Annotated in this window: 24 protein-coding genes and 1 pseudogene; 19 read left to right on the top strand and 6 right to left on the bottom strand. The window is 50.5% G+C overall.

The genetic code is table 11. From position 1 onward, the window contains the following. Positions 1-112: 112 nt before the first annotated feature. Positions 113-1,054 (top strand): methyl-accepting chemotaxis protein, encoded by a 942-nt coding sequence (locus QLH52_RS06515; RefSeq protein WP_319960984.1) that lies wholly within the window; start codon positions 113-115, stop codon positions 1,052-1,054. Beyond that, on the top strand, positions 1,051-1,416 hold the full coding sequence (locus tag QLH52_RS06520) for a hypothetical protein (RefSeq protein ID WP_319960985.1): 366 nt from the start codon (positions 1,051-1,053) through the stop codon (positions 1,414-1,416). Before QLH52_RS06515 ends, QLH52_RS06520 begins: the two co-directional genes overlap by 4 nt. Positions 1,417-1,789: 373 nt before the next feature. On the opposite strand, the gene QLH52_RS06525 is transcribed toward QLH52_RS06520, so the two are convergent. Further along, the gene (locus QLH52_RS06525) at positions 1,790-4,420 is read right to left on the bottom strand and encodes a bacteriohemerythrin (RefSeq protein ID WP_319960986.1); all 2,631 of its coding nucleotides are present in this window, start codon (positions 4,418-4,420) and stop codon (positions 1,790-1,792) included. Between the two features lie 290 nt (positions 4,421-4,710). Here QLH52_RS06525 and QLH52_RS06530 point away from each other — a divergent pair, with 290 nt between their 5' ends. Further along, the gene (locus tag QLH52_RS06530) at positions 4,711-5,745 is read left to right on the top strand and encodes a Y-family DNA polymerase (RefSeq protein WP_319960987.1); all 1,035 of its coding nucleotides are present in this window, start codon (positions 4,711-4,713) and stop codon (positions 5,743-5,745) included. 231 nt (positions 5,746-5,976) lie between these two features. Here QLH52_RS06530 and QLH52_RS06535 read toward each other — a convergent pair whose 3' ends face one another. Beyond that, on the bottom strand, positions 5,977-6,408 hold the full coding sequence (locus QLH52_RS06535) for a DUF6933 domain-containing protein (RefSeq protein ID WP_319960988.1): 432 nt from the start codon (positions 6,406-6,408) through the stop codon (positions 5,977-5,979). Continuing rightward, positions 6,408-7,034 carry a plasmid pRiA4b ORF-3 family protein gene (locus QLH52_RS06540; protein WP_319960989.1) on the bottom strand — a complete coding sequence of 209 codons (627 nt, stop codon included), beginning with the start codon at positions 7,032-7,034 and terminating at the stop codon, positions 6,408-6,410. Before QLH52_RS06540 ends, QLH52_RS06535 begins: the two co-directional genes overlap by 1 nt. Before the next feature lie 136 nt (positions 7,035-7,170). Here QLH52_RS06540 and QLH52_RS06545 point away from each other — a divergent pair, with 136 nt between their 5' ends. Next, positions 7,171-7,680 carry a DUF1993 domain-containing protein gene (locus QLH52_RS06545; protein ID WP_319960990.1) on the top strand — a complete coding sequence of 170 codons (510 nt, stop codon included), beginning with the start codon at positions 7,171-7,173 and terminating at the stop codon, positions 7,678-7,680. A gap of 221 nt (positions 7,681-7,901) precedes the next feature. On the opposite strand, the gene QLH52_RS06550 is transcribed toward QLH52_RS06545, so the two are convergent. The 3 genes and pseudogenes from QLH52_RS06550 to QLH52_RS06565 form a co-directional block, all read right to left on the bottom strand. Continuing rightward, the gene (locus QLH52_RS06550) at positions 7,902-8,342 is read right to left on the bottom strand and encodes a putative iron-sulfur cluster-binding metallochaperone (protein WP_256612516.1); all 441 of its coding nucleotides are present in this window, start codon (positions 8,340-8,342) and stop codon (positions 7,902-7,904) included. Positions 8,343-8,359: 17 nt separating this feature from the next. Then, positions 8,360-9,069, bottom strand: a pseudogene (locus QLH52_RS24535) (MerT/CopZ fusion-like heavy metal transport selenoprotein). 97 nt (positions 9,070-9,166) lie between these two features. Continuing rightward, positions 9,167-9,613: a MerR family DNA-binding protein gene (locus tag QLH52_RS06565; RefSeq protein ID WP_256612519.1), complete on the bottom strand. Its 447-nt coding sequence runs from the start codon at positions 9,611-9,613 to the stop codon at positions 9,167-9,169. Between the two features lie 99 nt (positions 9,614-9,712). Between QLH52_RS06565 and QLH52_RS06570 the strand changes: the two genes are divergently transcribed. The 15 genes from QLH52_RS06570 to QLH52_RS06640 all read left to right on the top strand — a co-directional run bounded on the left by QLH52_RS06570 (position 9,713) and on the right by QLH52_RS06640 (position 26,620). Further along, a complete protein-coding gene (locus QLH52_RS06570; protein WP_256612520.1) occupies positions 9,713-10,075 on the top strand; it encodes a hypothetical protein in 363 nt (120 codons plus the stop codon). Positions 10,076-10,227: 152 nt separating this feature from the next. Further along, a complete protein-coding gene (locus tag QLH52_RS06575) occupies positions 10,228-11,481 on the top strand; it encodes a TolC family protein (protein ID WP_256612523.1) in 1,254 nt (417 codons plus the stop codon). Beyond that, positions 11,474-12,910, top strand: coding sequence for an efflux RND transporter periplasmic adaptor subunit (locus tag QLH52_RS06580; protein ID WP_256612521.1), 1,437 nt, complete (start codon positions 11,474-11,476; stop codon positions 12,908-12,910). Before QLH52_RS06575 ends, QLH52_RS06580 begins: the two co-directional genes overlap by 8 nt. Next, positions 12,903-16,046, top strand: a complete 3,144-nt coding sequence (locus tag QLH52_RS06585; RefSeq protein WP_319960991.1) for an efflux RND transporter permease subunit — start codon at positions 12,903-12,905, stop codon at positions 16,044-16,046. Before QLH52_RS06580 ends, QLH52_RS06585 begins: the two co-directional genes overlap by 8 nt. A 56-nt stretch (positions 16,047-16,102) precedes the next feature. Beyond that, positions 16,103-16,720 carry a cation efflux transmembrane domain-containing protein gene (locus QLH52_RS06590; protein WP_256612901.1) on the top strand — a complete coding sequence of 206 codons (618 nt, stop codon included), beginning with the start codon at positions 16,103-16,105 and terminating at the stop codon, positions 16,718-16,720. 18 nt (positions 16,721-16,738) lie between these two features. Then, positions 16,739-17,059: a hypothetical protein gene (locus QLH52_RS06595; protein ID WP_256612902.1), complete on the top strand. Its 321-nt coding sequence runs from the start codon at positions 16,739-16,741 to the stop codon at positions 17,057-17,059. Positions 17,060-17,071: 12 nt separating this feature from the next. Then, on the top strand, positions 17,072-17,641 hold the full coding sequence (locus QLH52_RS06600) for a hypothetical protein (protein ID WP_256612903.1): 570 nt from the start codon (positions 17,072-17,074) through the stop codon (positions 17,639-17,641). A 77-nt stretch (positions 17,642-17,718) separates the two neighbouring features. Next, the gene (locus QLH52_RS06605; protein WP_319960992.1) at positions 17,719-20,424 is read left to right on the top strand and encodes a cation-translocating P-type ATPase; all 2,706 of its coding nucleotides are present in this window, start codon (positions 17,719-17,721) and stop codon (positions 20,422-20,424) included. Between the two features lie 4 nt (positions 20,425-20,428). Continuing rightward, complete coding sequence (locus QLH52_RS06610) at positions 20,429-21,802, top strand: HD-GYP domain-containing protein (protein ID WP_256612905.1); 1,374 nt, start codon at positions 20,429-20,431, stop codon at positions 21,800-21,802. Positions 21,803-22,037: 235 nt separating this feature from the next. Beyond that, a complete protein-coding gene (locus tag QLH52_RS06615) occupies positions 22,038-22,376 on the top strand; it encodes a hypothetical protein (RefSeq protein WP_256611986.1) in 339 nt (112 codons plus the stop codon). A gap of 464 nt (positions 22,377-22,840) precedes the next feature. After that, positions 22,841-23,128, top strand: a complete 288-nt coding sequence (locus tag QLH52_RS24590) for a hypothetical protein (RefSeq protein ID WP_425257128.1) — start codon at positions 22,841-22,843, stop codon at positions 23,126-23,128. A gap of 387 nt (positions 23,129-23,515) precedes the next feature. Then, entirely contained in the window at positions 23,516-23,797 is a 282-nt protein-coding gene (traL, locus tag QLH52_RS06625; protein WP_054759564.1) for a type IV conjugative transfer system protein TraL, read from the top strand. Then, complete coding sequence (locus tag QLH52_RS06630; protein WP_319960993.1) at positions 23,794-24,411, top strand: TraE/TraK family type IV conjugative transfer system protein; 618 nt, start codon at positions 23,794-23,796, stop codon at positions 24,409-24,411. Before traL ends, QLH52_RS06630 begins: the two co-directional genes overlap by 4 nt. Further along, the gene (locus QLH52_RS06635; protein ID WP_319960994.1) at positions 24,398-25,282 is read left to right on the top strand and encodes a TraK domain-containing protein; all 885 of its coding nucleotides are present in this window, start codon (positions 24,398-24,400) and stop codon (positions 25,280-25,282) included. Before QLH52_RS06630 ends, QLH52_RS06635 begins: the two co-directional genes overlap by 14 nt. Positions 25,283-25,291: 9 nt before the next feature. Beyond that, the gene (locus QLH52_RS06640) at positions 25,292-26,620 is read left to right on the top strand and encodes a TraB/VirB10 family protein (RefSeq protein WP_319960995.1); all 1,329 of its coding nucleotides are present in this window, start codon (positions 25,292-25,294) and stop codon (positions 26,618-26,620) included. Positions 26,621-26,622: the final 2 nt, after the last annotated feature.

Below are 26,622 nucleotides of genomic sequence, written 5' to 3' on the forward strand. Positions count from 1 at the left end.
AATTAATGCACAACATCGGAGCCAAGAACAATACGCCCCCCAAAACTGATGCAGGGCATTAGAGATTTTGTGTGTCGAAATGAGTGAACGATCAATCGAAAATGGAGGCAGCATGAACAAAATTGCCATTAATAACAACAGCTTGAGCTATAGAAATGGGCTATTTTCCTTCATGGCCATTTCTACGGGCATAGCTATGCAAAATTGGCTGTTAGCTCTTAACATTCAATATACTCCTAACCTATTGACCACTTTTATAACATTCAGTCAGGATATATTCATTGCTGGATTCACTTATTTTTTGACTAAGCGGGCATTTAGAAAACGGATACGCGCGCTCGAGCATCATTTTCAGACGATTCTCGATACAGAAAATATTAATCTGACATCGCGGATTCCTGTTCCTGAAAAAGACATTCTCGAGAGTATCCTGGCGGGCTTGAATGGATTGCTTGATCGCAGCGATAACGCCATCGTGACAATTAGGGGGTCGGTGGCTAGATTGGTGCCTATGGCGCAGGAATTGAAAGACACTTACAGCGCCATCACCCAAAAAACTGCAATGCAAACGGAAATCAGCCGCTCGGTCATTAGTGCGATCAATGAAGTGTACACGTCAAACCAGTTGGTCAATCAACGCACGGATGAAATCATCGAGTCTGCCCGTTCTGGACTCGCGCGCGTTACCGAGAATGAAAGATTGGTCAACGAAATGGTACTCAGTATCGATCATTTGTCCAGTCAACTCGCCAACGCCTCGCAACAGATCGAAGCCTTACACGTCAGTAGCAGTCAAATTGGCAAAATTATCGAAGTCATTAAAATGATTGCCGATCAAACCAATTTGCTGGCACTTAATGCGGCCATCGAAGCGGCACGCGCCGGTGAATATGGTCGGGGGTTTGCAGTTGTGGCCGATGAAGTGAGAACACTGGCGGAACGGACGCGGCTATCGGCAATTGAGGTTCAACAAACCATTGAGCGTATTCAACAAAGCACCTCGGCAGCAGTTGCTACGATGGTTAGCAGTCAGGCGCGATGCAGGAGTCCATGACAAAATCCGCTCAGACGGAAGTTCAACTGAACGAAATACGCAAATCTACCCAACACATTAATGATGTTGCCGACAACATTCGGTTATCCATCACCCAGCAAACCGCCTTTGTCGAAAAAACCCGACTAGCCTCTGATACCCTGGCCGAGTTAAATGCTGACGCCTTGGAAAACACGCGAATACATGCCGTATCCAGTGATGACTTATTCAAGCTAAACGCCGTATTGAAACAACAATTAGAAAAATTTGTAGTCAGCGACGCCTCATGGCATATCAAAAAACGGGAAAACTCTCGTGCTGCAAAGGAGGAATCACTTAGTTCGCAAACCGGCGAAGCAGCAGACGATATTGAACTTTGGTAGAGAGAAATTCGAATTTGACAGATTGTTGCCTGGGATCCATCGGAAACGCCTAAGCCAAAGCCCGGCAAAGCAAAACTACGAAGGTAGCACGGCTATGTCTGAGTCCAAATGGTGTTGATGTCTGCCACACCTTACCTGGGATGTTGAAGTCCGTATTTGTCTGCGTAACTGTTCACCGATAAAGGCAGCTTTACGGGGATAAATTCTGATCCTCGAATTTCCGCTATTTGGCCGAACCTGTGAGTACGCAATTCCGGATAGCTGACGTTCAGCTTTTTGCCCAGCTGAAGGAGTAGAGCGACCCCAAAGAGTCCACGAACGACGGCTATTGACCTGAGTTTTTCGGAAGTCAATTCGTCGCTATCCCACCAGTTCAGTCTTTACAGGTTCGTTTAATAAATAAACTCTCAAATTCCCCAGCAGGAACTGGCTTGAAATAAAGATAACCCTGGCCATAATCGCATCTAATAGAGTGAAGCAGATTGTGCTGCTCCTGCGTTTCCACGCCCTCGGCGATTACCTTTAGGCCCAGTTTATGAGCCATGACTACAATGGCTTCACATAAAACCAGATCCGAAGAGTCCGGTGCGAGATTCTTGGTAAATGACTGATCGATTTTCAGGTAATCAATGTCGAATTTTTTCAGATAGGCCAATGATGAGTAGCCGGTGCCAAAGTCGTCTATCGCAATCTCAATGCCCACATCCCGAAAATTTAGCAATTTATCCATTATTTTTGCATCCTCGCTCACCAGCAGGCGTTCAGTGATTTCAATCACTATGCTGTTCTGAAGCAAATGCAATTCCTGCATTTTGTCGAGCCAATGGCGATGGTTATTCTTTTCTCCGATGAACTGTGCCGGTGACATGTTAACACTGATTTGAAAAGTCTCTCCCCATACAGTTTGCCATTGCCTGACTTGCTGTACAGCCTGCATGAACACCCAGTCGCCAATTTCATGGATCATCCCGCTATCTTCTGCAATGGGAATAAAATCCGAAGGACTGATGCATCCATGCGCCGGATGTTTCCAACGCAACAAGGCTTCGGCCTTGTGGATCTCTCCGCTGTTAAGTTCAATAATGGGCTGGTAATAGACCTCGAGCTGCCTCAGCTCAAGCGCATGACGCAGATCGCTCGCCAGGTGAGCGCGAAACTCTGAAGCCTCCTGCAATGCTTTGGTAAAGAAATGAAAACAACCTCGTCCATGGTCTTTGGCGGCATACATGGCCTGATCCGAATTCTTGATGAGTTGGCTCTGAATTGTGGCATCCTCAGGATACATGGCAATGCCAATGCTGGCGGAAACAAAGGCTTCATGGCCACGAAGCAAGAATGCTTCACTTAAACAGGAGATGATGGCCTGAGCAATAGGGCCTACATCGGAACCATCGGTCAATTCGGAAAGGATGACCGTAAATTCATCGCCTCCAAGTCGAGCCAGTGTGTCGGAATCCCGCACCTGTTTTTTGATGCGTCTCGCAGCCTCAATCAGCAACAAGTCCCCGACATCATGTCCCAACGCATCGTTGACGTCCTTGAAATGGTCGAGATCGATAAACAACAGCGCGACAATGGAACCATCCCGATGGGCTTTTTTGATCTCTTGAGTCAACCGGTCGTGAAATAATTTTCGATTGGGTAAACGGGTCAATTGATCGAAAAAGGCCAGTTGTTCAATCTTCTCCAAGGCGGCATGCCAAACCGTAATGTCGTTAAAAATGGCGATTCGACGATGCACCGTACCGTCTGGATTCTTGATGGAGTTAATCGCAAGCCGTTCTGGGTAGATTTCCCCATTCTTGCGTCGATTCCAAATCTCACCGACCCACTGACCAGACGACTCAATTTCGCCCCACATAGTCTGATAGAACGCCAGATCGTGTTGCCCGGAGCTGAGAAGGTTCGGGTCTTTTCCTATGACCTCATTGAGAGAGTAACCGGTTATGGTCGTGAACGCTGGATTGACGGTAATGATGTTGTTGTCGATATCGGTAATCATCATGCCTTCACTTGTATTCTGGTATACGAGCGAAGCCATTTCGCGTTCAGTGATATCGGAGTGAGTGCCGATTATCCGTAATGGCCGACCATTGGCGTCGCGTGTAGTCACCTTGCCGCGTGACAGGACCCAAGACCAGTGTCCATCCCGGTGAACAACACGATGTTCATTGACGAAACTTTCGGTATTGCCCGCTAGATGCGCCTCAAGCTCGGATTTAACGCGGAGCAAATCATCTGGATGAATCGTGGCATTTTGGTTCGCCAGTTGGCCTTCGGACTCTATCAAACCCAGCAAGGGAAAGCAGTCGGTCGAACGATAGATCTCGCCAGTGGCAATATTCCAGTCCCATACGCCATCGCCTGCACCCTCCAGGATGAATTTCCAGCGTTCTTCACTGACTTTCAACGCTGCTTCGGCTCGTTGCCGTTCGGTTCGCTCTCTGAGAAGTTCCATGGTGCGTACGGAGAGGTTGTCGTACATGGTGAGGACGGTATCGATCAAAACCTCCATCGCACCACTCATTGCCTCGTCAGCCTGCGTTTGTGCGGTTTGCAAAGGCAGACCGGATTGTATGCCAAAGATAATCTTTGACATGCGCTTGTCTGTATCCAGGATATGGAAGGCCAGCCAATGAACCAAAAATCCGAGGATATCCTGGACAACGTCATCGATGGCTTTTACATTCTCTTCGGCTTTTAAATTGGTAAGCTTTGTGATGAAGGTGTCGTGGGTGAGATGATGGTTGGTAAATAGCGCGTCGTCGGCCAAGTGGGAATGCCAGATGGCTTCCTCGGTCTTGAAATGGTAGTCGGTATAAGCCACCAACTCATCAAAAACCTTGCTTAGAGTAATTGGGCAGGATCGATCAGCCAAATGGGCAGCAAGCTTATTTAAAATCCCGACAAGTTTTTTATGTTGCTGATCAATTAGAGCAATACCTGTTTCAAAGTTCTTGTCCCAAGGGAACACTTCAAACCGCTCTTTAAGTCCAGTTTCCATACTTTGCCCTTGCACATGGGAATCATAGATACCAAACCATACTACATTTGACGTAGTTTACAAGTTGCGTCCGATATGTGTAACGATCAAACAAGTCTAACCTGTTAACTGTCATGAAAGGCAGCTTTACGGTAGCGGAAATTTGTCACCGAATTTCCGCTTTTGGCCGTACCTTGGCATTCAAAATATGGGATTTTTACTACGGCCACAGCCGTGAAATATTTCATTGATTGTGGTACCAGATAAATCATCAAAAATAGCTTGCATTTTAATTCCACATAAATGCCGATATGTCGGCACGGGTGATGTCGATACTGGAAACCTTCGCGCCGACAGTGGAAGTCTATTCCATCGACGAAGCCTTTCTCGATTTCACCGAGTTGTATCTTTGTCGCCGAGACCCGATCGCTTATGCCAAACAGATTAAACAAGCCGTGCAGCGTCAGGTCGGGATTCCGGTCTGCGTCGGCCTGGGCCCGACTAAGACCTTGGCCAAACTCGCCAACTTTGCCGCCAAAAAATGGCCGCAAACCCGCGGGATACTGAATCTGTCCGATCCGCTCAGACGGGAAAAGCTGATGAAGATCGTGCCGATCGATGAAGTCTGGGGTATTGGTCGCCAGCTATCCAAACAACTCAATCAGCTGGGCATAAGCACGGTTTGGGATTTAGCCCGGCAATCACCGCAGAAAATGCAACAACGATTCAGCGTAGTCATGGCACGAACCATTATGGAGCTGAATGGCATTGGCTGTCTGGACCTGGAAGAAATTGCCCCCGACAAGCAGCAAATCGTTTGCTCGCGCAGTTTCAGTCGCAAATTGACCACGTTAGCAGAACTCAGCCCGGCGATAGCAGAATTTGCCTGCCGCGCCACCGAAAAACTCCGCCAGCAACACTCGGTGACCGGCTATGTCACTGCCTTTATTCGCACCAATCCTTTCGCCGAACACGAACCGCAAACCCAACGCGCCGCCAGTCAAAAACTCCAATTCCCCAGCCAGGACAGTCGATTGATTACCGGCATCGTCCAACAACTGCTAAAGGAAATTTACCGCCCCGGCTATAGCTATCAAAAATGCGGCGTGCAACTCAGCCAGATTCAACCGCAAGCCGCACCGGAACAATTCGATTTATTCGGTAGCCAGCAAACCCAGGAAAGCCCTGAGCTAATGCAAACCGTGGATCAGATCAATCGCCGGTTTCCCAAAGGCATTGCCATTGCCAGTACCAAAATCGACCAGACCTGGAAGCCTAAGGCGGAGAGGATTTCACAGCGCTATACAACGAATTGGCTGGAATTGGTTACGGTGAATTGCCGCTAGCAAATCAATTTAACCTTAATGCGTGATACTTTACTATTCGCACGTGCCATATCTCCCCTATAACGTGTTTGATCGCACTGTATAACCCGCGCGACCGCGCGACGTTCAAAGCGGCTAAGAGGTCGCGGCTCGGACTGATTCACCACTGATTTTGCGGACGCTCTAGGCCGAACAAATCATGCACTTCGTTGATGGCGCTGGAGGAAATCATGCCCATAACGAAGCGATTCATTATTTGATAATTTCCGGCAAACGGGGGCTGTGAACGCCTTCATATTCCAGGTGGCACAGGTAGAAAAAAGCCAGCTCGTTTAACGAGCCCAGCACTCGTCTGCTGTTGGTGTTGGCAAACCTGACTTCGGCAAAGTCGGTCATCAGATTTTGAATAAAGGTCTGCTCGAAACCTTCCTCGGCCAATACACAATGCAGATAGGATTTAAACAGTTGGATCAGTTGGGTAGCGTCAAGCTGGGGTACATCGGCAATCAAGAAATTGAAAAGCGTTTGGTCGTTGGCTACCAACAGACAGGGGCGACCATCGATCTCGATTAGATTGAGGTGCCACGAGCAGAAATTAGAGGTTTCGACACTCGCATCGACCAGGTCGGTTTTATTCAGCTTGAGTGCAGTTTGCCGCTTTTTGGTACAGCGTAAAACCAGCATTATTTGCCGCCCCAACGGTTAAACAAGATACGCATGATCGCTGCGTTGGCCAATCGCCGGTCAAATCTCTCAGAGTCGAAATCGCCGTCTGCCCATTCGAGCAAATGGGCAGCTTCTTCAGAATTCGGTTCCTCCTGCAGGACTTCCAGAAAATCGGCATAACCCTCCGGGCCGCCGACATCTTCCGGAGGACCAGAGCGTGCGCCATCCAATACCCAGGCGCCGCCTTTGGGATCGTTGTCTAAGTCGTTGCGAATCTCCTCGACGGTCACCAGGTGTTCCCAGTTATCACCCAGATCGTAGCGATAGAGCATAGTGTCACCGGTAGCCAGCAAGCGATTCAAATAGGCTTTACGCTCGTCCAGCATATCCAGCTCATCGCCAGGGTCCGGCAAGGCATAAAGCTTGTCTCGAATTTTAAACTGATGCAGGTGATAGTCGCTCCAGCCAAAGGCGGCCTGAATAAAGTGGTGTAACTTCGCCAAACTGATACGGCCATCGACTTCCAACCTTCGCCAGATCGGTGGGCGAATTTCATTAGGCCTAAGCTCGATGTGCAGCGTGTACAAGCATGGTTGACTGGTACTGTTGGTGTGTTTCTTACGAACGGGCTTTTGCTCGACCATGTTGAATCTCGATATATTAATGCGCTGTAGTTTAACCCCACGGCAACCGAATTCGAATCGACAATATTGATCGCGCGTTTTGATAAAGCGGCTTACACTACCCACTCGACTGATTCACCCGTGCAGGAGTTATCAGATGTCTTTATCCATGTTTGCCATTTCGGTTCCGCCCCTCGTCCGCAGTCTGACGCAATTACGATCCATTCTGAAAAAAGCAACTGATTTCGCAGAGACCAAAAGGTTTGATCCGTCGGTATTGGTCAACGCACGCCTATATCCTGACATGTACCCGTTGAAGCGTCAGGTGCAAATTGCTAGTGACGTTTCCAAGGGTGCTGTTTCCCGTTTAGCCGGACAGGAGCCTCCGAAGTTCGACGATGTTGAAAACTCGTTTGCCGAGTTGATCGAGCGAGTTGATAAAACATTGGCGCATATCAACTCGTTTCCCGCTGAGCAAATCGATGGATCGGAAGCCAAAACAATTTTGCTGCCCTTGCATGACCGAACATTGACTTTTACTGGCTTAACCTACGTGACAGACTTTGTGCTACCCAATGTTTATTTTCACGTGACTACTACTTACGCTATTCTGCGACACAACGGGTTGGAAATCGGCAAGAAGGATTACCTGGGTGACTTAGGTTGATTGTGGATTAATTCGAAAGCTGACATCCATTTTGTTTGGCTGACGGTGACATTTCGACCCCAATTTTACCGGTTGCTTTTCTACATTGCGGCCAGTCGGGGAAATCCAGATTTTGGAAACTGGCGGACTGCAAAGCAGCCGCTGGCGACCTCAACCAACCGGCCAAAAGCGGTCTGTGAAAAATACAAAATCAGTTTCTCCGAACGGCTGGTTTATAGCGATCATTTGACATCTGTATTGTGCTCATTTTCTAAACGCTTGAAATTCGCTAAACAGCATTGGCCTGATGGGTTTCTAATTTTACAAGCACATTCCCCGGCTTGAGTGCGTTGCATGACGAAAGCTTTGATCGGTTCTGCACGTTGATCTTTTAACGCCGATAAATACTGCGCGGTATCTATGTCAAAGCAATAACAAAGCGCATCGTTCCGAATCGATTGATAGCTTCGCAAATGCTGTTTGGGGATGGTGTTGCCGGCGTTGGAAAAGTAGGCAATCGGGCATGTTTTTGCCGGGCAAAAATAATAGCTGTCGGTAACGATTGACTGGTTCTCGGGAAACCGTACCTGATGATACAGCGTGAGTATGCCGACGCTTTTGCACGAGGAACCGCATTCAGAACAAATCTGCTTGGTTTTGGTGGAGCCGCAGCAATTAGACATAGACGCTATCCTCGGCCTTACCGAATAATAGGTGTGACGAGAGAACCCGGATAACCGGCATCTGTCGTGGCTTTGATCAAGGCTGCACTATCGGTTTTCTTGCTATCGAAGGTGACCGTGGCTGTTTTTGAATCGTAATCGACAGCCACTTTTTGTACGCCTTCGACTTTCTGCAAGGCTTTCTTTATGGTGACTGTGCACATAGCGCAGGTCATATTCTCTAACTTCAGTGTCACCGTTTGTTGTTGGTTTGGCTGTACCACTGTGGTTTCAGCATAGGCCATTGGCATCCATAATGTGGCCGGTAACAACAAACTTACCAGTAACAATCCGGAATTAATTGTCATATCGAGCCCTCTCAAGTCATGAAAAAAGGCGCTAACCAGGGAAAGGCCAGCAGTATCAAAATGAATGCGGAACCCAGCCAGAACAATCGGCGCTGTCGTTGTTGGTTGTCTGATGTGGCACATATTTCACCCGCATTACAGCGATCAGACGTTAGATAGAGCTTTCGATAGCCGAGTACTATAAAAATCAGGGCCATGACAATGAAAAATGGCCGGGCCGGTTCCATAGCCGTCAACGCGCTGATCCACGCACCACCAATACCCAATGACAGCAGCAAAAATGGCCCAACACAACAGGCCGAAGCCCCTACAGCGGCCAAAAGGGCGCCGATACCCAACCATGATGGGGTTTTTAAGGACGTTTCAGGGTCTGTATTCATAGCAATCTCCTAAGCCAAACCATGCTCAATGTTGGCAAGGAGTCTAAACCCTGTTGTTTAGAACAGAGTCAAGTAGGCGGTGGTGTCTTACTTAAAATTAGAGGTTGGTTGATGCGTCATCATCGCTAAACGCATCGAGAATAGCGCAACGTGCGGCTGGAGCTGTCTGCTGACAGTCGTTGACTAGGCTTTCCAATACCTGACGCAGTGCCGTTAAATCCCTGATTTGTCGATCGATCTGCTGGTATTTTTGCTCGGCGAGTTGCCGAACATCAGCACAGTGCGCCCCATCAAGGGCTAGTAAGGCAGCAATTTCTTTTAAGGTAAATCCGGCCTGTTGAGCGCGTTTGATAAAACGTATCTGGGCAATAGCATCAGCGGAATAAACTCGATAGCCGCTATCGGGTTTCGCTGGCTCTGTCAGCAAACCGATACGTTGATAGTGACGGATGGTTTCGATGCTGACTTCGGTTTGTTTGGCAAGTTTGCCTATGGTCAAAGCCGGCATTTTATTGAGCCTTAGATCAAAGGGTTTTATTGTCATGCAGTTTCCAATCGCTAGCCTTTAGGCGTCCAGATTTTATGACGTCAATAATGAAAAATTTCATCTACAATGATATAGATAAGTTAGACTCTGGCAAATATGATGCAACATCGCCTCACCACCATTCTATTAGTGCTCATGGCTATCATGCCTGTAGTGGTGGCGTTTGCTCATTATTCTGCACTCACCAGCCAGTTATCGGTTGCGCAAATGGTTGTCGTTGCCGATGAAATGGGCGATGAAGGAGTTTCGGCCTCCACACACGCCGATCATTGCCAGTCCGCCACAGCCAAACCGCACTTGGCCAGTTGCAGCTTTCATGTTTGCGTGGATTGCGGGATCACGTCATCTTTTAGGTTTATTCCAATCCAGGTGTCCAATAGCTATGGCTTTGGGGAAAAACCTAATTCCGCCTCGTTTCTTGCACCTCCCGACATAAAACCGCCGATTTTTAGCCTCTAAGCCGTTCAACGGTGGTGTTTCGCTGTAAGAAATAATCACCGCCCTTATGACGATCAACATCGGCCAAAGTCCGGCTGATTTTTGTTCGTCATGGTTATCACGAGTTTACGAGGATCATCATGACATCCTTTTTTCGATCAAGGCGTCTGCTGATGGCGACGCTGTTTATCGTCTGCCGCCTGGCCAACGCAGATGAGCAACCGCTATTGACGCTTGAGGCGGCCACTCAAAAAGTCATTCAGGACAATCCTGATCTGGCGCAAACCTTGGCCCGTGCCAAGGCGATGGCCGCCATTCCGTCGCAGGAAGGCAGCCTGCCCGACCCGCAAATCACCTTCAACGCGATGAGTTTGCCGACTAATAGCTTTAGCACGCGGCAAGAAGACATGACGCAAATCGGTTTCGGGCTTTCCCAGGGGATTCCCTTTCCCGGCAAACTGGCGCTACGCGAGCAGGCAGCGCTGTATGAAGCGGAAGCCGCTACACTGAATGCCGATGAGTTGCGCCTGCGTCTGTTGAGCGACGTCAAAACCCTGTGGTGGCAGGTTTTTTATCTGGATCGGACGGTGGAGATCGTCGATAACAATCACAAGTTATTGCAGCAGTTCGTCGATATCGCCCGCAGCAAATACGAAGTGGGCGAAGGTTTGCAACAGGACGTATTGCTAGCCCAACTGGAACTCTCCAAGCTGTTGGATCAGAAAATCAACCTTAATGGCATGCGGCGCAGTACCGTCGCCAAACTCAATGCACTGTTGGATCAACCCGCCAACCATTGGCTGCAATTACCGGCGCAACTCGCCTTGAATTTGCCGGAAATTAAACCCGAAGACCGGCTTTATCAACAAGCGGAAGTCTCAAGACCGATGTTGGAAAGCGACCGACAAGGCATCCATGCGGCGCAATCCAAGCTGGAACTGGCACATAAAGATTTTCTACCGGACTTCAACGTCGAAGCGGCCTATGGTGCACGCAACAACATGCTCGACGGCACCAGACGTTCGGATTTGCTGAGCCTGGGCGTCAGCATGAACGTGCCGATTTTTGCCGCCAGCAAGCAAGCCAAAGCCGTCGATCAGCGTACCAGCGAATTGATGCAACAACGCTACGCACTGCAAGATCGATGGAACGCGGTTCGTTCTGAAATTACCCAAAGTCACAGCGATTACCAGCGGGCCAAACAGCAATTCGTGTTGTTCGATACCGGCATCATTCCGCAGGCCCGGCAAACCGTCGCCTCAATGCTGGCCGGTTATCAGGTCAACAAAGTCGATTTTTTGAATCTGGTACGTAGCCAGATCACCTTGTTCGAATACGAAACCCAATACTGGAAAGCCTTCACGGAAGCCCAACAAGCACTGGCGCAACTGTGCGCGAATGTTGGCGAGGACGAAATTTATGAATAAGCAATTGTTATTAACCGCCACGGTGACCTTGGGGATAGGCTTGGCGGGCGGCTATTGGCTGGCTCAGCAACCTAAACAGGAATCGGCGGTTCAACCAGCAGAGGGCAGAAAGCCATTATTTTACAGAAGTGCCATGAATCCATCGGTAACGTCCCCGGTGCCAACCAAGGATGCCATGGGCATGGATTACGTACCGGTTTATACCGAGGATAATGCGCCCAAACAACCCAAAATTTTGTTTTACCGCAATCCGATGAATCCATCGGTGACGTCGCCGGTACCCGCTAAGGACAATATGGGGATGGATTATCTGCCTGTGTATGCCGAGGACGAGACTCAAAAGGACGCGTCAGCGGGCACTGTTAAAATTGATGCGGCGACGGTGCAAAACATCGGCGTGCGGACCGCGCGGGCAAAAAAAACCTTGCTCTCGCATGTGGTCAGAGCCGTAGGCCGTGTGGCGTATGACGAAGAGCATATCGTTCGGCTGCATCCCAAAACCGAAGGCTGGATTGAAACGCTACGTGCCGATAAAACCGGGCAACTGGTCAAGAAAAATGAAGAGCTGTTGAGCATTTATTCCCCGCAATTAGTGGCCAGCCAACAGGAATACGTGTTGGCCATCAATAATCTCAAAGTTCTGGAAAGAAGCCCCATCGAAGACATCCGTCGCGGTGCGGAAGACTTGGTGAAGAGCTCCCGCGAACGCTTGAAATTGCTGGATGTGCCCGAACATCAACTGCATGAATTGACCGATAGCCGAGCCATCAAAAAAAGCCTGCATATCCATACGCCGGCGGACGGTATCGTCATCAACATCGGCGCTCGTGAAGGCCAATACGTCACGCCGGAAACCGAGCTGTACATGATCGCCGACCTGTCTAAAATCTGGGTATATGCCGAAATTTACGAGTACGAATTGCCGTGGGTGAAAGAAGGCGATCCGGTTGACATGCAATTGGCCGGCATTCCGGGTCGCACCTTCAAAGGCCATCTGACGTTTATTTATCCGTATGCCGAAGCCAAGACTCGGACGATCAAGGTGCGTCTGGCCTTCGATAATCCCGGTCTGCTGTTAAAACCCGATATGTTTGCCGAAGTGACGATATTGGCCGGTAAACAGGTGGATGCCATCGTGATACCCTCGGAAGCGGTGGTTCGTTCCGGTGCGCATACTCAAGTTTTCGTGGTACGAGCCCCCGGCAAGTTTGAACCTCGCCCGGTGACAGTCGGTTTGGCGTCCAACGGCGATGTCTCGATTCTTCAGGGCCTCGATGCCGACGAGGAAGTGGTGACCTCGGCGCAATTTTTGATCGATTCCGAATCCAAGCTGAACGAAGCCACGTCGAAAATGCTGGAGCCTTCGGCGACGCCGGCGTCCGAACCGACTCGCTTGCAGACCGAGCAGGGAGCGCATCGCCATGACTGATTTCATCATCAATAGCGTCTTGAAGGACCGCTTCATGGTATTGCTGGGGGCAATTATCCTGGCCATCGGCGGAATTTGGTCGTTTAAAAACATGCCGCTGGATGCCATACCGGATTTATCGGATGTACAGGTGATCATCTTCACCGATTACGCCGACCAATCGCCGCAGGTGGTCGAAAATCAGGTGACTTATCCTTTAACCACCGCGATGTTGGCCGTGCCGCATGCCAAGGTGGTGCGCGGTTATTCGTTCTTTGGCTTGTCGTTCGTCTACGTGATTTTCGAAGACGGCACCGATATGTATTGGGCCAGGTCGCGGGTGCTGGAATACCTCAACTATGTGAAAAACCGCCTGCCGCAAGGCGTCACGCCAGCATTAGGGCCGGATGCCACCGGCGTCGGCTGGGTTTATGAATATACCTTGGTGGACAAGACCGGCAAACATGATTTGGCTCAGTTACGATCCATCCAGGACTGGTATCTGCGCTATCCACTGCAAACCGTGCCCGGTGTGTCGGAAGTCGCCTCGGTCGGTGGCTACGTCAAGCAATATCAGGTGGAAGTCGATCCCAATGCGTTGCAGGCCTATGAGATCCCGTTATCCACCGTGATGATGGCCATCAAACGCTCAAACAACGACGTGGGCGGCCGTTTACTGGAGCTCGGCGAAACCGAGTACATGGTCAGGGGCTTGGGCTATATCAAATCCATCGACGACCTGAACACCATACCGGTGGGCGTCGATGCCAACGGCACGCCGATTCGCTTGCAGGATGTCGCCCACGTGCAGATCGGTCCGGAGCTGCGGCGCGGCGTCACCGAACTCAACGGCGAAGGCGAAGTGGCCGGCGGCGTGGTGATCATGCGCTTCGGCGAAAATGCGCTGGCAACCATTGAAGATGTACGTGCGAAGCTGGAAGAACTGAAAAAAGGCCTGCCGGCAGGTGTGGAAATCGTCCCGGTCTATGACCGGGGCAGTTTGATCGAGAGGGCGGTGGACACCTTGAAAGAGGCGCTGAGCCAGGAGCTGATCATCGTCTGCGCCTTGGTCGCCTTGTTTTTGCTGCATTTGCGTTCGTCCCTGGTGATTGTCATCACCCTGCCGCTAGGCATCCTGATGGCCTTTATCGTGATGAAATGGCAAGGCATGAACGCCAACATCATGTCCTTGGGCGGCATCGCGCTGGCCATCGGCGACATGGTTGATGGCGGCGTGGTGATGGTGGAAAACGCTCATAAACACCTGGCCGAAGCGGCCGAGAAAAAACAAGCCAAGTTGACTTCACAGGAACGCTGGGAAGCCATCGGCAATGCGTCCCGCGAAGTCGGCTCCGGTTTGTTTTCGTCCTTGCTGGTGATTACCGTGTCCTTCCTGCCGATTATTACCATGGAAGCGCAGGAAGGCCGACTATTTAGCCCATTGGCGTACACCAAAACCTATGCGATGGCGGCCGCCGCGATCTTGACCATCACCTTGGTGCCGGTGTTGATGGGGTATTTCGTGCGCGGCAAGATCATTCCCGAGCAAAAAAATCCGATTAATCGGATTTTGCATGCCATTCATTCGCCGGTCTTAAGAATAGCGATGCGCTGGCGAGGTGCCACGCTGGTCGTGGCGCTGCTGTTGATGGCCTCGACCTTTTATCCCTTATCCCAATTGGGCAGTGAATTTATGCCGCCCCTGGATGAAGGCGATATTTTATACATGCCCACCACCTTTCCGGGCATCTCCATCACCAAAGCCAGGGAAGTCTTGCAACAGACCGACAAGATCATCAAGACCTTTCCGGAAGTGCATCATGTGTTCGGCAAGATCGGTCGGGCGGAAACCGCCACCGATGCCGCGCCGTTGATGATGGTGGAAACCACCATTAAGTTAAAGCCAAGAGAACAGTGGCCCGACCCGAACAAGACCACGCGGCAACTAATGGATGACATGGATAAGGCTATCCATTTCCCTGGTTTAGCCAACGCCTGGACCATGCCCATCAAGACTCGCATCGACATGCTGTCCACCGGCATCAAGACCCCGGTCGGCATCAAGGTCTCCGGTCCCGACCTGAACGTGCTGCAATCCCTGTCGCTGCAAATCGAACAGGCCATGAAAACCTTGCCGGACACTCTGTCGGCCTATGGCGACCGGGCGGTCGGCGGCTATTTCCTGGATTTCGACATCAACCGCGAAGCGGCCGCGCGTTACGGCTTAACGGTCGGCGACGTACAGGATGTAATCCAAAGCGCGATTGGCGGCATGAACATCACCGAGACCGTCGAAGGTCTGGAGCGCTATCCGGTCAATCTCAGGTATCCGCGCGATTTGCGTGACAATCCGGAAGCTTTACGGCGGGTGCTGATTCCGACGCCGACCGGTAGCCAAATCCCGTTGACGGCGGTGGCGAACATCGATTTCAAGCGCGGTACCGACGTGATCAAAACAGAGGATGCACGGCCCAATGCCTGGATTTATGTCGACCTAAAAACCTCGGACATCGGCGGTTATGTGGAGCAGGCGAAAAAGGCCTTGGCCGAAAAAGTCACGTTGCCCGCCGGTTATACCGTCACTTGGTCGGGCCAGTTCGAATACATGCAGCGGGCCGCGGAAAGGCTACGCATCGTGATACCCATCACGCTACTGCTGATTTTTATTCTGCTATACACCGCCTTTCGAAACATCACCGAACCCACCATCGTGATGCTGGCGATTCCTTTTAGCCTGATCGGTGGTATCTGGTTCGTCTATTGGTTGGGCTATAACCTGTCGATTACCGTCTATGTCGGACTGATCGCGCTGGCGGGTACGGCGGCGGAAACCGGGGTGATGGTGCTGAGCTTTATCGATATTGAAATCGATAAGCTCAGGGCGCAAAAACAGGCGCCCTTGACCGGCGAGGAAATCCGAGTGGCCAGCGAAGCCGCGACGGCATTACGCGTCCGGCCGGTCGCGATTACCTCGCTGGCCAACATCATCGGTTTGATACCCATCATGACGGCGACCGGCACCGGCGCGGATGTGACGCAACGCATTGCCGCCCCCGCGTTGGGCGGCATGCTGACCGTGTTGATATTAAGCCTTTTGGTGTTCCCGGTGATTTACAGCCTGGTGTTGCAGTTTCAAGAACGGTTTCGAACCTCATAGTCTTGAGAGGTTACTGATGCTTTCATCAATTGGTTAGGCTCACGGAGAATTTTGATATGGCTTCATGTTGTGAAAATAACTGCGCAATTGAGAAATTACGCGAACGACAACGCGGCACGCTTAAAGCCGTGCTCGTTGTTAATGCGGTTATGTTTGTCGTCATTGTCGGCGGGGCCGTTTACGGAAAATCAACGGCTCTGCTCTCGGACAGCCTGGACAATCTCGGCGATGCGTTGACATATGGCTTAAGCCTTTACGCCGTTTCTAAAGAAGCGACCACTAAGGCGAAAGTGGCCTTATTTAAGGGTAGTTTGATATTGATCGGGGCGTGTGTGGTCTTGGCGCAAATCATTCTGCGGCTGATTGAGCCTGTACTGCCATCTTACGAAATTATGGGTATTTTCAGTTTGGCGGGCCTAGCTGCAAATTCGCTATGTCTATTTTTGCTGTGGAAGCACAGAAACGAAGACATCAATATGAGCTCGGTATGGGAATGTTCAAGAAATGATATAGCGTCAAATCTATCGGTATTTATCACAGCGGGAGCAGTTTGGTACTTTGAATCGGGATGGGCGGATATTGTCGTCGCATCCTGTCTTGTCATGCTGCTGCTGAATTCTTCATTCCGTGTTATCCGTTCCGCGCTCAAAGAAATTAATTATCCGAAAATTTAAACTATCTGGAAATCACCTATGAAAACAAAATTACTGATCACTTTGCTTTTAATGACAGGCTTACTAGCGGCCTGTAGCGAAATCAAGCCTCATTCGATGGATTTGGACCTGGCCGTACAGCATGAGGCGTTGGTAAAGCATTATGAAGAAACCGCTAAGGAGATGCAGGCCAAGGTTCAGGAACACAAGATGTTTTTGAGCCAATATGAGGCTAAAAGCTATCTTTATGGCCGGCAAGCCGAAGGGTTTAAAGAACATTGCCAAGCATTGATCAATGCCTACGAAAAGGCGGCTGAGGAAAATTTGATGATGGCAAATTTGCATCGCCAGAAAGAGTGAGGGGGGTGAGACATGACTATCCGTTGGCATAAATCAATTCTAATCACCTTAGTCGGTGTGCTTTTCTTGCTGGAAGGATGTGCCGTTACCCAGCCGGCATTCTACCGGGCTTCGGAATTTAAGCCTGAATCCATAGGCCAGATTACGCTACTGCCAGCCGTTGATGCGCGAATCGATAAACAGGTTGCGGCATATCTCGAAGAACCCTTACGCGAAAAGGCGGCAACGATACTGAAGCGGAAAGGATACCCGGTGATCCTGAGTGATTCACGCGAGAGCTCTACCCTGACCAACGATAGTCTACGGGCCGCCGATCCTGCCTTGATAAAACGCCTTGGTCCGCCGGATGCACGCTGGATCATGGTCTTAGCCCTTATCGATCTCAATGTGGTTGGCAGCCAGGATAAGGTGGAAGTGGCAGGCTTTCTCTACGACAAGGAGAAAGGTTTGCTGCTATGGCGGGACAGCGTTATTTGTTTGGTCGGGGATGGTGGGGTATTTGGCGTGCTAATAAACGATAAAAGGGTCGATCTAGCGGTTTCTACCGCAGTGGATTCGTTATTGGGCAGTATTCCGGAATAGGGACTCGTTTTGATAATCCCACGCTGCCACCGGTCGTTATCTCTGACATTATCGATATGTTTAAAGGGAGGTGTGTCATGACGCATACATGGCACAAGCTATCTTCAATCGAAACCGCAGGTCTGCTTGCGACCGATATGGAACAGGGACTTTCCACCGATGAGGCGAAAAAGCGACTTGCTCGATATGGGCAAAATAAACTGGATAAGGGCAAGCGATTTTCGGCTTTGGTGATTCTTATCAGCCAGTTTAAAAGTCTCGTTATTTGGGTACTGATTGGCGCAGCGGCCGTTTCCGTCGCACTCGGTGAAGTCATCGACGGTATTGCCATCATCGCTATCGTGATCTTGAATGCGGTCATTGGCTTTCTCCAGGAGTATCGGGCCGAGAAAGCGGCAGCCGCACTCGCTCGTTTAACAGCGCCGCATTGCCGAGCGGTTCGGGATGGCCATAGTTTGGTGATCACAACCACTGAAGTCGTTCCGGGCGACCTACTGTTACTCGAAGCGGGCGATTTGGTTGCGGCGGATGCCCGCCTTATTCAAGCATCCGTATTTCGCGTCAATGAAGCCCCGCTCACAGGCGAGTCGCAAGCCGTGGCTAAGTGTACCGATAGCTTGGCATTGGACACACCGCTGGCTGAGCGGCGCAATATGGTTTTTCTCGGTACCAGTGTGACCGGTGGTTCCGCTCGCGCAGTGGTGGTTAATACCGGCATGGAAACCGAACTTGGCCGCATAGCGAAACTGCTCGAATCGGCCGAAAGCGGAGAAACGCCATTGCAACGCCAACTGGAACGAGTTGGGCGTCTGTTGTTGATGGCATGTTTCGGCATCGTCGGCTTAATTTTTGGGCTGGGATTATGGCGAGGCATCGCCCCCTTTGAGCTTTTCCTAAGTTCGGTGAGTCTTGCCGTCGCGGCGATTCCCGAAGGGTTGCCGGCGGTGGTAACGATTGCGCTGGCTTTGGGTGTACAGCGTATGGTTCAGCGTCATGCCTTGGTACGACGTTTGGCTTCGGTTGAAACGCTAGGCCGTGCCCAGGTGATTTGTACCGACAAGACCGGCACGCTGACGATGGGTGAAATGACGGCCCGCAAGTTGGTGACCTCGCAAAACCTCTATCGTGTTACCGGTGAAGGTTACGCCACGGAAGGCACATTTTTCTCTGGCAACATGGAAAGTTTCCCTTCGGAAAGCCCCGAATTATTCGCCTTGCTGCGAGCATCGGCGGCATGCAACGATGCCGAACTCACGCTAATCGATGGCCGATCTACTGTCGTAGGCGATCCTACCGAGGGGGCGTTATTGGTGGCCGCCGCGAAAGCGAATATTACCCGTTCTGCCATTGAAACGGACATGCCGCGTTTGGCGGTGATCCCTTTTGATTCTGACCGCAAACGCATGAGCGTTATCCGTCGTCAGGCTAATTTCCCCTGGGCCTTTGTCAAAGGTGCTCCCGAAGTCGTTCTTAGCCGTTGCACGTTGATTCGTACCGACCAAGGTGTCAGGGCATTGACTGAAATCGACCGCACTCGATTTTTTCAGGCCAATCGCTTACTGGCCAACGATGCGTTGCGAGTGCTGGCCGTGGCAGAGCGTCCACTAGAAGGCATCCATTTCGGTGCGGGCGTATTCGGTAGTGATGTCGAGATCGAACAGCAGCTTATTTTGCTAGGACTCGTTGGCTTACAGGACCCGCCGCGTGGTGAAGCCAGAGAGGCCGTCAGCAAATGCAAACGGGCAGGGATCAAAACGGTGATGATCACCGGCGACCACCCTGATACTGCGCGAGCTATTGGCTGCGAATTAGGGATTATGGATAAGGGCGATGAAGTTCTGATTGGTACCGAGATAGACCACTTGGACGATGCTGAGTTAAAGGAACGCGTACCGCATGTTTCGGTGTATGCACGGGTAACAGCCGAGCATAAACTGCGTATTGTGCGGGCATGGAAAGCGACTGGGGCGGTTGTCGCGATGACGGGAGACGGCGTGAACGATGCGCCGGCTATCAAAGAGGCGTCCATCGGAATCGCTATGGGCATTACCGGTACTGAAGTGACCAAAGAAGCCGCCGACATGATTGTTGCCGATGATAATTTTGCTTCCATTGTCGCCGCCGTTGAAGAAGGACGCGGCATTTATGACAACATCGCCAAAACCTTGGCTTACCTGCTGGGCAGTAGCACCGGCGAGTTGTTGGTGATGTTGGGCGCCGTGCTGTTGGGTTGGCCATTACCGCTTTTACCGCTACATCTTTTGTGGATCAACCTGGTCACCGATGGTTTTGCGGCCTTGGCCCTTTCCACCGATCCAATTGATCCGGGGGTATTGAATCGCCCGCCTCGACAGGCTCAGTCCCAGTTACTCAACCGGCATTTGTTTTATCTGACTTTATTCACCGGTTTATTAGCCGCGAGCGTCACGCTCGGCGTGTTTGCCTATGAACTGCATATAGTCGGCAATACGCTTGATCAAGCTCGCGACGCCGCCTTTACTGCTCTGGTGATTACCGGTTTGCTGCGTGCCTTCGGTGCGCGAAGCGAGCAACGCGTCATCTGGCAAATCGGTTTGTTCTCCAATTTGCGTTTGTTTCTGATTGTCGCCGTGTGCTTTAGCTTACAGTTGGCAATACACCATGTTCCCATGCTGCAAACCCTGTTTCAGATCAAATCGGTGTCGTTGCATCAGTGTGTAGTCTGGATCGGGGTTGGATTTATACCCTTGGCAATCTTAGAGCTCAGAAAAATCCTGCTTAATCGAGCTAAAAAGTTTGCTTAGAACAATGAAAACCAAGCAATCACATCGCTATCAATCTAAAAGGATGAAATCGCCACAAGCGATGTCCACCAATCGCTTTATCCATCGAAAAATTCTGGTTCGATTGCTTTTAGGTTGGTTGTTCCTGAGCGTAACGGTAGGCGGTTCCATTTTATGGCTGGAGATCAAGAGAGCCGAGCAGTTAGTTCATGCCCTTGCGCTGAAGGAATCAGCGATATTCAGCGGGGCATCGGCCCATAATCTGGAACAACTCGATGCCCAATCGACCGAACACCTGAGGCAACTGGCTGAACAACTGGTTAGCCTGCATTTTCTGATTGTTGAATTATACGACCGCAACAAGCAATTAAAGCTCGAAGCCGTTAGAAAAGGAAAGGAATTTGTCGAACATTTCATCGATCAATATCGCCATCAATTTCCAAAAGCCGATGGGTTTACTCACGACCTTCATTTCATTCATGGCCAATTGTGGCTAGTCACCCTGGTTCCGCTACGTGGCGAACAGGATTCGCCGATGGGGTATTTCGAAGGCGTCTATCAGGTTGATCCGGAAACCTTTGCCGCCTTGAAGCAAAACCTAATCCGTATGCTGGGTTTTGTTACGCTGGGCATTTTCTTTACCAGCCTATTGATGTATCCGATTGTCCTCTCCCTCAATCGAGGCGTCATCAGGCTTTCCGGCGAACTCTTACAGGGTAATCTTGAACTCATGAATGTGCTCGGTTGCGCCATCGCGGAGCGCGATTCGGAAACCAACCATCATAACTATCGGGTGACCTATTACGCCTTGCGGCTGGGTGAAGCGGTCGGATTGTCTCAAGATAATATGCGCGATCTAATTGCCGGAGCTTTTTTACATGATGTCGGCAAGATCGGTATCCGTGATCCGATTTTGCTGAAACCGGAAAAACTGACAGTGGATGAATTCGAGGTCATGAAAACGCATGTGGCATTAGGCGTGGAAATTCTAAACAAATCGCACTGGTTGATCGGTGCGCGGGATGTCGTGGAGTTTCACCATGAAAAATATGACGGCAGCGGGTATCTGCAAGGCCTTAAAGGGGACGCCATTCCACTGAACGCACGAATATTCGCTATCGGGGACGTGTTTGATGCGCTGACCTCGCACCGTCCGTACAAGGACGCGTGGCCAGCGGTTGATGCTATTACCAAGCTCACTAAAGAGGGTGGCAGCCACTTTGACCCTCAACTGGTAACGATTTTTGCCAAGATTGCTCCGCGTCTTCATCAAGAGGTGAATGATTTAGACGAATCTCAACTGGAAGCAATGCTGCAACGCCTTGTTGGCGAACACTTTTTGAACACTGCGTTTAAGGCTCGAAAGGCAAGATATGAAGTTGCACGCACATCGGCTTAGGAGATTGACCCAATACGGTGCGGCAACACCTTTGTTTGCACCAGTATTGCGCAATCGGCCGCGAGAGCAGGTAAAGACGAATTTAACTCATTGATTTTAATGATGGCACTATTTGTGCTTGAAATATAAAGATTTATAGAATGGATTGATGTCATTTCTAATCTTTCATCACTCCATAAACTATAAAAACAGGACGAAATTAACGATGAATAACAACTCAATCTGGAGAAAATCTATGAAAACAAAACTATTGATTACCCTATTGTTAGGTGCTGGCATCTTAGTGGCATGTAGTGAGATGAACCCGCATCCGATGGATATGACTCAAGCCGTTCAAAGCGCAACGACCAAAGCTGATCACGAGGCATTGGCGAAACATTACGAAGAAGCGGCCAAAGAACTGCAACTTAAAGTTGAAGAGCACAAAAAACTGCTTAGCCAATACCAGTCAAAAAGTTATCTTTACGGTAAACAGGGCGACACTTTGGTCAGCCATTGCCGAGTTCTTATTAACGCCTATGAAAAAGCCGCCGAGGCCAATTTAAGTATGGCAGCAATGCATCGCCAGATGTAAGTGATTTGTGCTGCTTGCCATGAAGAATTGTGGCAAGCAGCCGCTGAACTATCTTGTTCAATTTGTTAGTCGGACAGTTGTTAAGGGTTCTATCGTTAGTTTGACTGTCCGCTGTCGATGGGACCGGACTGTCAATTAGTTGGATGGCGAACGGCTGCTTGGGGTCGCCTTGTGACTGCCAGCTATTCAGATTGATCGTTCGAAAGCCGTCATTGAATTCGATTACCCGATAGTTGCTGTCCGTCACTGAGTCAAACCGTCCTTAAGATGACAGATCGATTAAATATTGGTGGTAGGAAAAATCAAATAAGCGACTGTAAAAATTGTAGGTGCGGTAAGGTTCCGTAATCAAACATTTCGAAGTCAACATCCTACAGAGCCGGCCCCAAAAAATTGAACAGCCGGTTAAGTGAAAACCCCTGCTACTTTTGAACGTCCGCGAGGACAAAGCAATGGAGCAGAAGATGTCCAAAAAACCAAGAAGAAAACATTCGCCGGCCTCCAAGGCCAAAGTGGCCCTGGCAGACTTGGCAGGCGATAAGACGCTGACCCAGTTGGACCCAGGAATTCGAGGTTCATCAAAATCAGATTATCGATTGGAAAAGCAAATGGCAGAACGGGCGGCCGGGGTGTATGGGAAACCCACGGAACCAAAAGCGCCTCCGGTCGTTCTACAAAACATCCAACAAATCACTTTCGATACGCTCACCCAAGCCGAAGCACTTCGTCTGAGAAAAAACGCTCGACGGTAGGAATCATCTGAAGCAACAATGCAACCCTGTTTTGCCTAGGCAGATGTTATGTCCTTCGGCGTCATAATTGACTTTTATAGCTCAACGCGCGATTTAATTCGGCGCGTTTCAAAGCAATTGCCCATCTCGGCATCTTTTCGTCCCCATCCGAATTCCGCTACTCTAGCATTATTGTCTCTGGTGCCGTTGACTTTAGCAAATTAACGAGGGTATGACCTTCCAAGTAGGGGTAGTGCTTAAAATCATGGGCGACCTCTTCAAACAAAAAAACCTGTTTATCACAATCCTGATCCCCAAACCCGCTGGCAAAGTGCATTTTAAAGGCATTTAGCCAGCGGGTTTTAATTTGCGTTTTGTGCACAATAGCCACCAACACTGGAGGCTAGCATGGAACCTACCAAGATCCCCCGCTTTATCGATGATCCACCTATTCTGTTGATTTGGACCGCCCACGACTTGGTCATTGTGGTGGCCATGATGTTGCTTGGCATCTTCATCGATCATCTGTTGTATTGCTTGATCGCATCGTACTTCGTGATCAAGTTCATCCGCCGATTCACCGATAACCGTCCGAACGGCTTTTTGGTACACGCAGCTTACTGGGTCGGTTTACTACCAACCAACGCGATATCGGTCCCTAACCCCTATATCAGGAAGTACTACCAATGAGGCTGAGTGTATTTTTACAGTCGTGGGGTTTTGTCCAAGCGGAAAACCGCCTGCACAGAATTTTATTGATCGGTTTGCTGGCAACCAACGTCATCACGGCGTTTGCCGCGTTACGAACGGAACGGACAGTGATCATGATCCCACCCAATCTGACTGAGAAGGTCGAGATTTCCCGGCAGGAGGCGTCTGCCCAAACCAAGGAAGCGTGGGGCCTATTTCTAGCGCAATTACTTGGCAACGTAACGCCCAACACACTGGATTTCGTAGGCAACGCGATATCCCCATTACTGTCATCGGAGATCCATCGCGAAATCATCAATGCAATGAACGATCAGATCAGTGCTTTGAAGATTGACAAAATATCGACGTCTTTTACGCCGAATCAAGTTTATTTCGAAAAGGAAACCAACAAAGTGTTCGTGACCGGCCAGCTCATAACCAAAGGTCCAAACGATAAACCCGAATCATCCTTTCGCACTTACGAGTTTCAAATCGCGATTGTTAACTACAACCCGGTGGTGAACGACCTCGACGTCTATCAAGGGGAGCCTAAAACCAAAGAGTTTTTAGAAATGCAAAAGCAAATGGAGGCGTCCACACATGCAAATCCGTAAATGCGCGTTAATGATTGGCCTGTTTGGGGCAGCTTGTTGTGTCGTCGCCGAACCTCAGTCGGTAGACTTGTTAGCGGTTCCAGCCGACGTATTGAAAACCGGTCAATCCCAGGAAACAGCACCTACCGGTACCGGCGGCATCGCCCCGCAAACCATCAAAGTATCGGCTGGGATCAATGAGATTATCACGGTGGCGCAAAACCACCTGAATCGAATTGTGACGCCGTTTCCCAGTCCTAGGGTAAGAACGGTCAGTCGCGCCGAAACGCAAGTGGAGGGCAATGTGGTCTATGTCGCCAGCAATAGCGAAGATCCGGTCACTCTATACATAACGCCGGGCGAGAACGAATCGCTTGCCATATCGCTGACGCTGGCGCCGAAACTGATTCCGCCCCGTGAGATTCGGCTTGAACTCGCCGGCGTCGAATATTCTCGCCTGACTCAGACGCAACCGGCAGCCAAAAAAAGCGGTAACGTCGACGATACGGTTCAACAAGAGCATGTCGCGCAACTGAAAGCCACCCTGAGAGAACTGGCGTTAATGCAAAGCCCCAATGGATTCAGTGGCCGCCCGGTATCGGCGAACGAAACCGTTTATTGCGACCAGCAGGGCATTCAAACTACCGTCGGCCAAGCCTTTGATGGACGCAATACGACGATCTTAATTGCAAAAACGGTCAATACCACCCCTCAGCGCATCGAACTCGACGAGCGTTCTTGTATTGGTCAGGGAACCGGGCTTAGCGACATTGTGGCGGTGGCGGCCTGGCCGGATGTGTGGCTGGAACCCGGACAATCGACCGAGTTGTTTGTGGTAGTGAAGCAACGAGGCCTAGCCGAAGAACAGATCAGACCGTCGGTCTTGCGATAAGGGCGGATTATGAAGAACACGCTACTTGAAAAATGGGACGCGCTCAATCCTACGTATCAACGAGTAATTGTCGTCACTACGATTGTTGCGACGCTGATGGTGGCAATCAGTTTGATGTTGGGCGATGCCCCGCCGCCGGTACAAAATGCCTCCAAAAAGGACGTTGCCCGGCATATCTTCACCGATGCAGATCCCAGGTCTTTAGGAATCGACGGTCTTGGGGCGCAAATTCGCAAACTCCAGGAGGATCAACATGCAATACGCTCTCTGCTGGACGGCGTAGTCGCCCAAAATAATCAATATCAAGCGTCCGATCAGCAACGGATCAAACAATTGGCCGATCAAACTGGTCAAACCGCTCAAACGCAAATCGAAGCGCTCAAAGCGGAAATCGATCGCTTGAAAACCGAAAACAAAGCCGAACCCTCGGGGGCTCAGACAGTGTTGCCTCCCGATGCCGCCGCAAAGTCTCACCAAGCCAAGGAGCGCGTCACCAACGCCGACAATTTGTTTAATCCGCGGGCCTATCAAGACCCGGCGGCGATGCCTGTTGATCCGATTGCATCGAACCCGGCGCGGGACTCGGAGCGAAATGCTCTGCAAATCCGAGTGATCAAGCAAGCTGCCAGCACCGATCCTGAAACCAAGAAAAAGGTCGAAGTCGCGGAGACCAAAAAAGCCGAACAAGAAAGCGTCCTCATCCCGGCAGGCAGTATTTTATCGGGCAACCTGTTGAATGGTATGGACGCCCCAACCGGGAGTAGCGCACAGAAAAACCCATTTCCGGTGTTAGTGCGCTTAAAAGCCGACGCCATCCTGCCGAATCGGTATACGGCCGACGTCAAAGAATGTTTTGTGGTCAGCTCCGGATTCGGCGACTTGAGTTCGGAACGCGCCTACATTCGGGCGGAATCCATTTCCTGTGTACGCCAGGATGGCGGTGTTATCGAAGTGCCCTTGGATGCGTATGCGGTAGGCGAAGACGGCAAGGTTGGTATTCGCGGCCGCTTCGTCAGCAAACAAGGCGCTTTACTGCGCAATGCACTGTTGGCCGGCTTTCTGCGCGGATTCTCGGATATGTTTGGTCGGACGCAAACCCAGGTGCTGGCGTTAGCCGGACCCGCTGGCGTGGCCACAACCCCGTTTCAACGCTCCTTTAGCCAGGATTCGATAGAGGGAGGGGCGTTACGGGGAACCGGCTACGCCATGGAGCGCTTGGCAAATTATTACATCGATTATGCGGAGAACCTGTTCCCGGTGATCGAGATCGATGTGACCCGCAAGATCAATTTAGTCGTGCAACGCGGCACCAAGTTGCGGTTGCTTGAAAAAAGTTAATC

It is taken from the genome of Methylomonas defluvii (genome assembly GCF_033949435.1).
GTDB lineage: Bacteria > Pseudomonadota > Gammaproteobacteria > Methylococcales > Methylomonadaceae > Methylomonas > Methylomonas defluvii.

Coding starts and splice junctions, on each gene's coding strand:
- QLH52_RS06515 (WP_319960984.1), top strand. CDS start 113: ATGAACAAAATTGCCATTAATAACAACAGCTTGAGCTATAGAAATGGG.
- QLH52_RS06520 (WP_319960985.1), top strand. CDS start 1,051: ATGACAAAATCCGCTCAGACGGAAGTTCAACTGAACGAAATACGCAAA.
- QLH52_RS06525 (WP_319960986.1), bottom strand. CDS start 4,420: ATGGAAACTGGACTTAAAGAGCGGTTTGAAGTGTTCCCTTGGGACAAG.
- QLH52_RS06530 (WP_319960987.1), top strand. CDS start 4,711: ATGTCGGCACGGGTGATGTCGATACTGGAAACCTTCGCGCCGACAGTG.
- QLH52_RS06535 (WP_319960988.1), bottom strand. CDS start 6,408: ATGCTGGTTTTACGCTGTACCAAAAAGCGGCAAACTGCACTCAAGCTG.
- QLH52_RS06540 (WP_319960989.1), bottom strand. CDS start 7,034: ATGGTCGAGCAAAAGCCCGTTCGTAAGAAACACACCAACAGTACCAGT.
- QLH52_RS06545 (WP_319960990.1), top strand. CDS start 7,171: ATGTCTTTATCCATGTTTGCCATTTCGGTTCCGCCCCTCGTCCGCAGT.
- QLH52_RS06550 (WP_256612516.1), bottom strand. CDS start 8,342: ATGTCTAATTGCTGCGGCTCCACCAAAACCAAGCAGATTTGTTCTGAA.
- QLH52_RS06565 (WP_256612519.1), bottom strand. CDS start 9,613: ATGACAATAAAACCCTTTGATCTAAGGCTCAATAAAATGCCGGCTTTG.
- QLH52_RS06570 (WP_256612520.1), top strand. CDS start 9,713: ATGATGCAACATCGCCTCACCACCATTCTATTAGTGCTCATGGCTATC.
- QLH52_RS06575 (WP_256612523.1), top strand. CDS start 10,228: ATGGCGACGCTGTTTATCGTCTGCCGCCTGGCCAACGCAGATGAGCAA.
- QLH52_RS06580 (WP_256612521.1), top strand. CDS start 11,474: ATGAATAAGCAATTGTTATTAACCGCCACGGTGACCTTGGGGATAGGC.
- QLH52_RS06585 (WP_319960991.1), top strand. CDS start 12,903: ATGACTGATTTCATCATCAATAGCGTCTTGAAGGACCGCTTCATGGTA.
- QLH52_RS06590 (WP_256612901.1), top strand. CDS start 16,103: ATGGCTTCATGTTGTGAAAATAACTGCGCAATTGAGAAATTACGCGAA.
- QLH52_RS06595 (WP_256612902.1), top strand. CDS start 16,739: ATGAAAACAAAATTACTGATCACTTTGCTTTTAATGACAGGCTTACTA.
- QLH52_RS06600 (WP_256612903.1), top strand. CDS start 17,072: ATGACTATCCGTTGGCATAAATCAATTCTAATCACCTTAGTCGGTGTG.
- QLH52_RS06605 (WP_319960992.1), top strand. CDS start 17,719: ATGACGCATACATGGCACAAGCTATCTTCAATCGAAACCGCAGGTCTG.
- QLH52_RS06610 (WP_256612905.1), top strand. CDS start 20,429: ATGAAAACCAAGCAATCACATCGCTATCAATCTAAAAGGATGAAATCG.
- QLH52_RS06615 (WP_256611986.1), top strand. CDS start 22,038: ATGAAAACAAAACTATTGATTACCCTATTGTTAGGTGCTGGCATCTTA.
- QLH52_RS24590 (WP_425257128.1), top strand. CDS start 22,841: ATGTCCAAAAAACCAAGAAGAAAACATTCGCCGGCCTCCAAGGCCAAA.
- traL (WP_054759564.1), top strand. CDS start 23,516: ATGGAACCTACCAAGATCCCCCGCTTTATCGATGATCCACCTATTCTG.
- QLH52_RS06630 (WP_319960993.1), top strand. CDS start 23,794: ATGAGGCTGAGTGTATTTTTACAGTCGTGGGGTTTTGTCCAAGCGGAA.
- QLH52_RS06635 (WP_319960994.1), top strand. CDS start 24,398: ATGCAAATCCGTAAATGCGCGTTAATGATTGGCCTGTTTGGGGCAGCT.
- QLH52_RS06640 (WP_319960995.1), top strand. CDS start 25,292: ATGAAGAACACGCTACTTGAAAAATGGGACGCGCTCAATCCTACGTAT.